Source organism: Enterobacter sp. BWH52 (assembly GCF_001037565.1).
In the GTDB taxonomy this organism is placed as follows: Bacteria; Pseudomonadota; Gammaproteobacteria; order Enterobacterales; family Enterobacteriaceae; genus Enterobacter; species Enterobacter hormaechei_C.
In genome coordinates, this window is sequence record NZ_KQ089854.1 from 1,871,776 (window position 1) to 1,882,435 (window position 10,660).

General features: G+C 49.4%; 7 protein-coding genes. All 7 read left to right on the top strand.

The window, feature by feature from the left end; all coding sequences use genetic code 11:
• Positions 1-110 precede the first annotated feature (110 nt).
• Genes tssH through SK47_RS08920 form a run of 7 tightly spaced genes read left to right on the top strand, consistent with a single transcriptional unit; the run spans position 111 to position 10,589 of the window.
• Positions 111-2,747, top strand: coding sequence for a type VI secretion system ATPase TssH (gene tssH / locus SK47_RS08890; protein WP_048243939.1), 2,637 nt, complete (start codon positions 111-113; stop codon positions 2,745-2,747).
• Entirely contained in the window at positions 2,747-3,307 is a 561-nt protein-coding gene (locus tag SK47_RS08895; protein WP_045336527.1) for a hypothetical protein, read from the top strand. The genes tssH and SK47_RS08895 overlap by 1 nt, the downstream gene beginning before the upstream one ends.
• Complete coding sequence (locus SK47_RS23095) at positions 3,301-3,843, top strand: putative T6SS immunity periplasmic lipoprotein (protein ID WP_072202993.1); 543 nt, start codon at positions 3,301-3,303, stop codon at positions 3,841-3,843. The genes SK47_RS08895 and SK47_RS23095 overlap by 7 nt, the downstream gene beginning before the upstream one ends.
• A complete protein-coding gene (locus SK47_RS08905) occupies positions 3,830-6,352 on the top strand; it encodes a type VI secretion system Vgr family protein (RefSeq protein ID WP_048243943.1) in 2,523 nt (840 codons plus the stop codon). The genes SK47_RS23095 and SK47_RS08905 overlap by 14 nt, the downstream gene beginning before the upstream one ends.
• Positions 6,353-6,369: 17 nt before the next feature.
• A complete protein-coding gene (locus SK47_RS08910; protein ID WP_048243944.1) occupies positions 6,370-8,604 on the top strand; it encodes a hypothetical protein in 2,235 nt (744 codons plus the stop codon).
• Positions 8,605-8,615: 11 nt separating this feature from the next.
• Positions 8,616-9,578, top strand: a complete 963-nt coding sequence (locus SK47_RS08915) for a formylglycine-generating enzyme family protein (protein WP_048243946.1) — start codon at positions 8,616-8,618, stop codon at positions 9,576-9,578.
• Positions 9,579-9,620: 42 nt separating this feature from the next.
• Positions 9,621-10,589, top strand: coding sequence for a formylglycine-generating enzyme family protein (locus tag SK47_RS08920; protein ID WP_048243948.1), 969 nt, complete (start codon positions 9,621-9,623; stop codon positions 10,587-10,589).
• Positions 10,590-10,660 lie beyond the last annotated feature (71 nt).

Genomic DNA, 10,660 nt, shown 5'->3' on the forward strand with positions numbered 1-10,660 from the left:
AGCAAAGAAAAACACAATCTGCCTGCCCGACCTGATGCGCTTTGGGTTCCTGAATAACAGGGAACAGCGACGGGCGGTAGCGTGTCCGGAACTGATAAAGAGAGAGTCTCATGGAAAATCCAGCCATCCTGTTACGCCGTCTTAACCCTTACTGTGCCCGCGCGATGGAAGGGGCCGCTTCCCTGTGCCAGACCCGCGCCCATGCGGAAATCCTGCCTGAGCACTGGCTGCTGAAACTGCTGGAACAGGGTGAGGGCGACCTGACGGTGCTGGCGCGGCGCTACGAATGGGATATGGATACGATATGGCAGGATATGCTGGGTTTTCTGGACAGCCTGCCACGGTCAGTGCGCAGCCGTCCGCAGCTTTCGGAGGGCGTGCAGTCACTGATGCAGGACGCCTGGCTGCACGCCTCGCTGTCGGGGGAAGAACATATCCGCAGCATTCACCTCCTGATGGCTCTGGTGGAAAAACCGAAACTGCTGCGCTGCGACGGCCTGTGGCCGCTGCTGACGCTGGCGCAGAGCCAGCTTGAGCGCCTGCGCCCGTTGCTGGATACGCAGTCGGATGAACGCCCGGAGGTGCAGCAGGAAGCGGAGCTTACGCAGGGGGATGAGGTGGAGTTTGTCGGCCGTCCGGTGAACGCGGATATAAAAGGAGAGCTGAACCCGGCGTTGCAGAATGCGCTGGACAGGTTCACCCTCGACGTCACCGCCCGCGCCCGTGAGGGCAGAATCGACCCGGTCTGTGGCCGCGACAATGAAATCCGCCAGATGGTGGACATTCTTTCCCGGCGGCGCAAGAACAACCCGATTCTGGTCGGCGAACCGGGAGTCGGCAAGACCGCGCTCGTGGAAGGACTGGCGCTGCGCATTCATGAGGGCAATGTGCCGGACGCGCTGAAGCCGGTCTCGGTGCGCACCCTTGACCTCGGCCTGTTACAGGCCGGGGCGGGTGTGAAGGGGGAATTCGAGCAGCGCCTGAAAAACATCATCGACGCGGTGCAGCAGTCACCCCTGCCGGTGCTGCTCTTTATTGACGAGGCGCACACCATTATCGGCGCGGGCAACCAGGCGGGCGGCGCCGATGCGGCCAACCTGCTGAAACCGGCGCTCGCCCGGGGTGAGCTCAGAACCATCGCCGCCACCACCTGGAGCGAGTACAAACAGTACTTTGAGCGCGATGCCGCGCTGGAGCGTCGTTTCCAGATGGTTAAAGTTGATGAGCCGGACGACGACACCGCCTGCCTGATGCTGCGCGGACTCAAGTCACGCTACGCGGAGCACCATGGCGTGCATATTACCGATGAAGCGGTTAAAGCCGCCTTCACGCTCTCCAGACGCTATCTGACCGGACGCCAGCTTCCGGACAAGGCGGTGGATTTGCTGGATACTGCCTCTGCCCGTGTCCGTATGAGCCTCGACACTATTCCGGAGCCGCTGACCCGCATGAAGGCGCAGCTCACGGCACTGGCTATGGAAAAGCAGGCGCTGCTGGAGGATATCGCGGTGGGCAATACCGCCCACGGCGAACGTCTGGCCGCCATCGGAGAGGAAGAAGTCGCCATCATTTTGCAGCTCGACGAACGGGAAACCCGGTACGGCCAGGAGCTGAAACTCACGGAAGAACTGCTTGCCTGCCGCACGGATATCTCCCGCCAGGGAGAGATTGCGGACCTTCAGATGCAGCTTACTGCCGTGCAGCAGAATACCCCGCTGCTGGGGCTGGATGTGGACGCGCGTACGGTTGCCACCGTTATCGCCGACTGGACCGGCGTACCGCTCTCCTCATTAATGAAGGACGAACAGACCGAACTGCTGAGTCTGGAGCAAAACCTCGGCGTACGGGTGGTCGGCCAGGACAGTGCACTGAATGCCATTGCGCAGCGCCTGCGCGCCAGCAAAACCGGTCTGGCGCCGGAGAACGGGCCGCAGGGCGTGTTCCTGCTTGTGGGGCCGAGCGGCACCGGCAAGACCGAAACCGCCCTGGCGCTGGCCGATGAACTGTTCGGCGGCGAGAAGTCCCTTATCACCATCAACCTTTCGGAATACCAGGAGCCACACACCGTCTCGCAGCTTAAGGGCTCACCGCCGGGCTACGTGGGTTACGGCCAGGGCGGCATTCTGACCGAAGCCGTCCGTAAGCGCCCGTACAGCGTGGTGCTGCTGGATGAAGTGGAAAAGGCGCACCGGGATGTGATGAACCTGTTCTACCAGGTCTTTGACCGGGGTTTCATGCGCGACGGCGAGGGACGGGAAATTGACTTCCGCAACACGGTGATTCTGATGACCTCGAACCTCGGCAGCGACCTCATCATGCAGATGCTGGAGGAACAGCCGGAGGCGACAGAGCCGGACCTGCATGAACTGCTGCGTCCTGTCCTGCGGGACCACTTCCAGCCCGCGCTGCTGGCGCGCTTCCAGACGGTGATTTACCGTCCGCTGGCGCAGGCAGCGATGCGTACCATTGTGGAGATGAAGCTGGCGCAGGTCAGTAAACGCCTCAACCGTCACTACGGTATGAAGACCGATATCCACGAAAGTCTGTACGACGCACTGACCGCCGCCTGCCTGCTGCCGGACACCGGGGCGCGCAATGTTGACAGCCTGCTGAACCAGCAGATCCTGCCGGTGCTGAGCCAGCAGCTGCTGAGCCATATGGCGGCGGGGCAGAAGCCGCAGCATCTTACGCTGGGCTGGGATGAGGAAGAGGGGGTAATGATTGAACTGCGGCAGGAGGATGAGTGATGTCCATCCACGATAAAAAAAAGAAGGCGGAGCAAAAAGAAGAAAAGGAAGGTTCGCTGCGGTTACTGACGTCAGGAGAGATTGTGCTGGCGAAATCAGTTTACAAGTCAACGATCCCGTACCATAAGGTCTGGATCCATCATGACAGCTATCTTCCCTTTGGCCTCCAGAATAAAAATACGGCGATGTCCCCGAACGGTGAGATTTATTTTCGTCACTGGTACAGGGATGATTACGCGTCGACTTTACCTTTTCTGCAACATCTTTTTATTCATGAAATGGCACATGTCTGGCAACGTGAAAAAGGAATGAACATCATCGGGCGGGGGCTTGTCAGCTGGGCGGTGAGTTACCGTTATGTCCTGGATGGACGTCTGTTAAGTGAATATCCCATGGAACAGCAGGCACAGATTATTGCTGACCATTTTACGTTGCAGGCTGAAGGATACGAGACATGGTGTGATCTAAGAAAAGCAGGTGATATCACGCTTGACGGTAACATTTCTGAACCCGTTATCCGCCACCTGTATACCAGCACGCTGCGGGGGTTCCCATGGTGAAAGTAATAACCTTTCGCCACAGGCATGCTTTTTTGCTCAGCCTGACGTTACTGACCGGTTGCCCCGGCCACGGGGATTACATTCGGCCTGATGAAATAACAACGGTCAGCACAAGAGGCGACAATGTGTGTTTCAGCGTTCCGGAGCCAGAGGACTACCAGCCAGTCAGTATTTCCATCGTTCCAAGAGGAACCCGGTTCAGGGAGCGGCAAATTACGTTCGATCCCACACTTCGTATTGTGAACGGCCAGCTATGTATCCCACCTTCATTCCATCATTTTCCTGATAAAGGCCAGTTCATTGTCAGATACGTTCTTCACTCTGAGCGCCATAAGGATACGCCGCGCAGAATGGTCGCCGGGGTAGAGATTGCCGGCGAGTGTATTTTCGACATTCCGCTTAATGACATGGAGGCGGTAAGACCGTACGGCGAGTTGGACAACAGTGATGTTCAGCCTGATCCTGGCGAACGTGATGGTTCCTGCAAATCCCCTTTTAGATCCGTTCATGGAGTGAAAAATTATGAATCTCACTGACTCTTTGCAAAACGTTTTATCCGGGGCGGGAACCCTGAACCGCTACAGGCTGGATATTCCTTCCTGTCCTTCTCCACTTGATGTGGAAGACTTCAGCGGTATTGAAGGCCTGAGCAGGATTTACAGGTATGACATCATTTTTACCAGTACGGACAAACATCTTGATGCTGCCTGGTTTTTGTGTAAACCCGCAACCCTGACGATGGGGGGCGGGTTACTGGAGAGCCTGACTGAACAGAAAAAAGTGCACGGTGTCATTACTCATTTCAGACGCATTTCCGGCTCTGCCGACCAGACACAGTACCTGATCACGCTTAAACCATTTCTGTTTTTGCTGGATAAGCAGCACCGCAGTCACCGTTTCTTTGTCAATAAGTCAGTACCCGAAGTGGTCGGGCAGGTGTTACAGGAGCATAATCTGCATGGCTGGGAATATGAATTCAACCTCAAGCAGAGCTACCCGAAGCGCGAGCAGATAAACCAATACCAGGAAAGCGACCTGGCGTTTATCCAGCGCCTGCTGGCGGAGGTGGGGATATTTTACTGGTTTACCCTCCAGGAAGATGCGCAGACAGAGGTGGTGCATTTTGCCGATGCGCAGCGGGCGCTGGTATTTGGTAAAACCCTGCCAGTCAACAGTCCGTCCGGGATGAGCGACAGCGGGGCTGACTCGGTGTGGGGCCTGAATATTACCCATAACGTGGTGGAAGCCAGCGTCACCACGAAAGATTACAACCACCGGGACGCACAGAGCATACTGCTGTCGGCACCAGCGGATATGACCCGGGGAAACGGTGAAGGGGTGGCCTATGGTGATGTCTACCACTACCGGCTGCGCCATCTGGCGCGCGGTGACAAAATCGATCCGCCAGCGGAGACGGCCAACTTTTATGCCCGCCTCGATCATGAGCGTTTTCTGGCAAACCAGACGCTGATAACCGGTAACAGCACCGCTGCATGGCTCGCGCCGGCACAGGTGCTGACGATTATCGACGGCCTGTCGCCGACCCTGCCTGCTGTCTTACAGGAACCGGTGCTGGTTATCAGCGCGCATTTTACTGCCAGTCGCAAGAGCGCCCTTCTGGTGGATATTTTGGGGGTTCCGTACAGCGAAACGGTGTGCTGGCGTCCGCCGCTGCTGCCGCGCCCGAAGGTGACCGGGACGATGACGGCGCGTATCACCAGCGCAAAAGCCAACGATATCTACGCCTGGCAGGATGCATCCGGACTGTACCGGGTGAAATTTGACGCCGATCGTGACGAGAAAGGACAGGGTCAGGAGAGCATGCCGGTACGTCTCGCCAAACCCTACGGCGGCGACGTGTACGGTTTTCACTTCCCGCTCATTCAGGGCACGGAAGTGGCGATAGCATTCCATGAAGGCGACCCCGACCGGCCCTATATCGCCCATGCGCTGCATGACTCGCGGCATGTTGACCATGTGACGGAGAAGAACAGCACCCGGAATGTGATCCGCACGCCGACGAATAACAAGCTGCGGATGGAAGATAAACGGGGTGAAGAGCATATCAAGCTCAGCACGGAGTACGGCGGCAAGACGCAGCTGAACCTGGGGCACAATGTGGATGCCAGCCGTGAATTGCGGGGGGAAGGATTTGAACTACGCACGGATAAATGGGGGGCGATACGTGGTGGCAAGGGAATTTTTATTAGTGGGGATGTTCAACCAAGTGCCCAGGGCAAAACTCTTGATATGAACGCGGCTATTGCGCAATTACAAAGTGCTTTAGAATTAGTCACTGCATTAGCGCAAAGTGTCGCTGTGTCTGGTGCTCTTGATGCCGATCGTTCGTCACAACAAAAACTTAGTCTGGCCCTGAATCAGTTAAAAGAAGCGGGAATACTGGCATCAGCGCCAGCAGGAATCGCATTAACAACACCCAGAAATATTCAACTGTCGTCCGGGCACACATTGACGGCTACGGCTGGTGAAAATATTGATATGAGCATTTTCAAAAGGTTGACGGTTGCAGCAGGTGAAGCTATAAGCTTGTTTGCGCAAAAGATGGGCATTAAAATATTTGCAGCAAGAGGTATTGTAGATATACAAGCGCAAACAGATGCAATGCGCCTTCAGTCTGATAAAACGATGACTCTCAATAGTGTTAATAGTGAAATAATATTGAACGCTGCACAGGGTATAACATTAACCAGTACCGGCGGGGCATATATAAAAATAAAAAATGGTTCTGTAGAAATTGGTGCTCCAGGGAAAATCGATCTTAAAAGCGCCAATATTTTATGGGGAGGGGTATCTTCACTCGAAAAGGCGTTACAACCCATGATGGTAGAGGACCCGCAATTCAAATACCCCATGAATGAACGTTTTCAGGTATTAGATAAAAATACCGATCAACCTAAAGCATTAATACCATATCGCATAGAAACTGCGGATGGCGTGACGCTTAGAGGTATGACTGACGAAAATGGTTATACACAATGCCATTACGGAGTAGATCCTAAATCCATTAAATTGTTTTTTGAGTAAACAAGGAGGTGATTTTTATGAGTGAACATGACACTCCGGTTGCTGAAGGGACACTGAATAAAAAAGAAGGAAGTTCAGTTGTAGCACATCACGAATCAACATTGATTTATTTTAGTACCGAAAATGAAGAGCTAATTCTTCTTAACGAGAAAATAGCATCAGCTCTGGATGATCACGCCAGAAATCTTATGATGTTGGTGGATGAAGTTCATAAAGCAAATGAAATATATTCGGCGGCAATTGAAGCCTATGGAAAAGTTCTTTCGCATCCCGACAGAGCCGCTGAACTCACTTCGCTTGAAGCTAAGGTATCAGAAGCAGAACAAAAATTAGCAGATAAGAAAAAGGATTTACAGAAAACGCTAGGAGATTTTGAATCTAAAGGGGCTGGTTATAAAGAGGTAACAGAACTGATACCGATAAAAACTAAAAAAAATCAGGGAGGGCGTAACGGGATTGGTAGTCGTTATGTATATGTAAAAAAATCGTATATTGATAATTTTGGAACTGGAGATATACATCGGGTAAGTTTACGAGGACGAGATCGTACTACTGGAAAAGAAAGTATATTTGAACGTGACAATAATGGCAATATTAAAAGTATAAATACGCAAAAAATTAAAGAACAGTTAAAAAAACTAGAATCTAAAAGCAAAGGAATAAAATTTTTTGAAGTCAAAGATATTGGTAAAATAGACAAGACATTGTGTGACTGGGCAGATTCCTGGAACAGCAGTGTGGTGTTGGAAAAGGAAATTGGTCAGAATATTGATGTATCTGCTGGTGCACAATTTTTGCGTTTTACATCCAATACTGGTGCGTCAGGAGAGTGGGACCCTTATAAAGGAAAATTAACAATTAAAGGTGAACATAGCACCGTCCTTTCTGTAGCATCGGGTACAGCCAGTGCTAAATTTTACATACCCGATCGCATTGGCTGGTCTTTGAAAATGCTGCCACCTCCTGGAAAAACTAAAGTTCTCAATATGGGAATGTGGCGTATGTATCTTGAGACGTCACTTATCGGCTTTGCTGGAGCATCGGCCCAGGTTGAAGCTCAACTTCAGGTTACTACCATTGGGACAAAGCAGGTTATAATGGGAGATCGCGAAGGGCGCCTGCCTCGTTTCAGAGATCGACACTCTCCAACAGGTGCCGCGTTTCATCAGGCAAGAGAAAAAAATGAAGAAGGCGCGTCTGCAAGCGCAGAGATATTTGCCGGCGCGCGTGCTGAATTCAAGATGAAAGGGGGCGTTCAATGGTTACAACCTCTCGAGTTAACGGTGCACCAGGGAAAAAAAGGCGATGATGCGAAAGAAGCTGCAAAATTTGTCGACTTTTGCTCAATTTCAGAAGCATTTGTTGGAATGGTTGGGGCTGGTGCAGGGGGAAAATTTCAGTGCGATTTCATTAATGGACGCTTCTGTTTCAGTATCGCTGCCAGTCTGTGTTTAGGTGCAGGCGCCAAAGGTTCTTTTGAAGCAGAAGTTGACTACGACAAACTTTACGATTTTGGGTACTGGCTGGTTTATCAATTATATGGCCTTGATTATTCTTTTTTTGAGGTTATATCCAAAGAAGCATTCGGGGCTTTTACGAAGATTAGTGTGATTCTTCTTTCTGAAATAAAGAAAGAAGTTAAAGAAGAATTAAAAAATATGGCAATCACATTAAATGATATTGATGATTATTTTATTTCAGTTGTTTCTTCTTTTGAAGAAGGGGTTAATTCCTCACAAAAGAGAAACGACATTGCTCATAATATACTGTCAAAACCTAATCATTTAATAAAAACTACTCCTGAAGCGAAAGGTATCTTAATATATTTATTAACGCGACATAATCTTTATGATCATGTGGACTTGGATAATAGAGTCATGCTTGATATTTACCATGATCGCAAAGAAGCAATATTAACCATCTTAGATAGTATCCAAACACAACGTGAATGGTTCCAGGTATTTAGCCATTGTAACGCTGATGGGAGTGATTTGGCCGCTGGGAACTCAGCGTTAAAATACATGGTTGCCCAAAGAAAAATGAATGACCTGAAGGAGTTTTTGCAAGAAGGTCTCAACAAAGATAATGAGATGGATAAGATCTACCGGAGGTTAAAGGTCACACCTTCCTGGGGATACGCGCTCGCTATGAACAATACGGAATTTTACAAACTATACAGAATGGATAATGAATTCTATCCCAAATCCAGAATATTTAGTCCTGTAAGTGACAACAATATAATTGAAGTTTAAGGGGGTCGAAGATGAAAAAATTAGTGAAAATAGGTTTAATGATGCTGACAGTTGCAGCACTGATGTCATGCGACCAGCAGAATTCCTCGGTCATGCCAGCGAAAAAGAACAGTAATGACTTGTCAAAATTTGTTAATGAGATTAAGGCCGATCTAATCTTTGTACAGGGCGGGGAATTCCTTATGGGAGATTATGGTGAACAATACGGACCAGAAGGTTTACCCTACGATGGTAAACAAGACAGTAAGCCGTTACATAAAGTTCAACTCACCGCTTATTCAATCAGTAAGTTCAAAACCAGTAATAAACAGTATCAGTTATATTTGACCTACAACAATCAGTATAGGAGAACAGTCAATAAAGAAAACCCCGGTGCAAAAAAATGGGATGAATTAAATATGACGCCACAAACTCCGGCGCATGTAGACTGGAATGAGGCTCAACAATACTGTCAGTGGTTAGCGACAATAACAGATTTACCTTTTTCATTACCAACAGAAGCACAATGGGAATATGCGGCACGCAATAGGGGACAGTTTGTTATAGCTCCGACTAATGATGGAACTATAAAAGTCGACAAAAGCGGAAGGAATGTAGCTTCGGAAAAAGATAGTAAGGAATATGCAAAAGAAATGGGAACATCATTAGGAATATATTCTCCGTTGCCTGGCGATCTCTATCCACCAAACCCTTTAGGTATTTATGATATGGCCGGTAACGGCTGGGAATGGATGAAGGACTGGTATGACCCGGAATATTACAAACACTCACCAGTTAAAGATCCGCAGGGGCCAGACAATCCTGTCTATAAAGATTACAACGGGAATTATACAAAAGTTGTCCGCTCCCAGGATTTTTCCGGCCCCAGACGAGGCCTTACCATAACCCGGTATTTCTCAGACCCAAAAGACAGTGGCCACTTGCCGAGCGACAAAACGGTTCGTTGCGTCGTCAACAGCCCGAAACCGGTCTGATAATACCGGAACTATACACTAAAGTTAAATAAGGAAACAGTTATGAGGATTTTATACAGAACGGGGGGGATTCTGATTACCGTTTTGTCACTAATCTCTTGCGACCAGCAAAAGCAGTTGGTGCCACCCTCCCCAAAAAGCAGCGTTGAACTCTCTAAATTTGTAGGTGAGATTAAGGACGAGCTAATCTTTGTACAGGGTGGTGAATTTCTGATGGGAGATTATGGCGAAAAATACGGCCCGGAACATTTACCCTATGATGCAAATCAGCATAGTAAACCATTACATAAAGTCGAGCTGACAAGTTATTCAATAAGTAAGTTTAAAACCAGTAATAAACAGTATCAGTTTTATTTAACCTACAACAATCAGTATAGAAGAACAGTTAGTAAAGAAAATCCTAATTTAAAAAAATGGGATAAATTAAATATGACACCACAAACTCCGGCGCATGTAGACTGGAATGAGGCTCAACAATATTGCCAATGGCTATCGTTAATTACAAACTTACCTTTTTCCCTTCCAACCGAAGCACAATGGGAATTTGCGGCACGCAGTAGAGGACAGTTTATTATAGTACCGACTGATGATGGAACTATACAGATTAAGAACCGCGAGGGTGTGAATATTACCACTTCAGACGATCGCGAAAAATTCGCTCAAGAACAAGGCTCCGGTTTAGGTATCCTTTCTCCAATGCCGCGTGATGCGCGTCCGCCTAACCCCTTAGGTATATATGACATGGCCGGTAACGGCTGGGAATGGATGAAGGACTGGTATGACCCGGATTATTACAAACATTCACCACTGAAAGATCCACAGGGGCCAGACAATCCTGTCTATAAAGATTACAACGGGAATTATACAAAAGTTGTCCGCTCCCAGGATTTTTCCGGCCCCAGACGAGGCCTTACCATAACCCGGTATTTCTCAGATCCAAAAAACAGAGGCCACTTGCCGAGCGACAAAACGGTTCGTTGCGTAGTTAACAGCCCGAAACCGGTCAGATAATACCGGAACGACACACAAAAGTTAAATAAGGAAACAGTTATGAGGATTTTATACAGAACGGGGGGGATTCT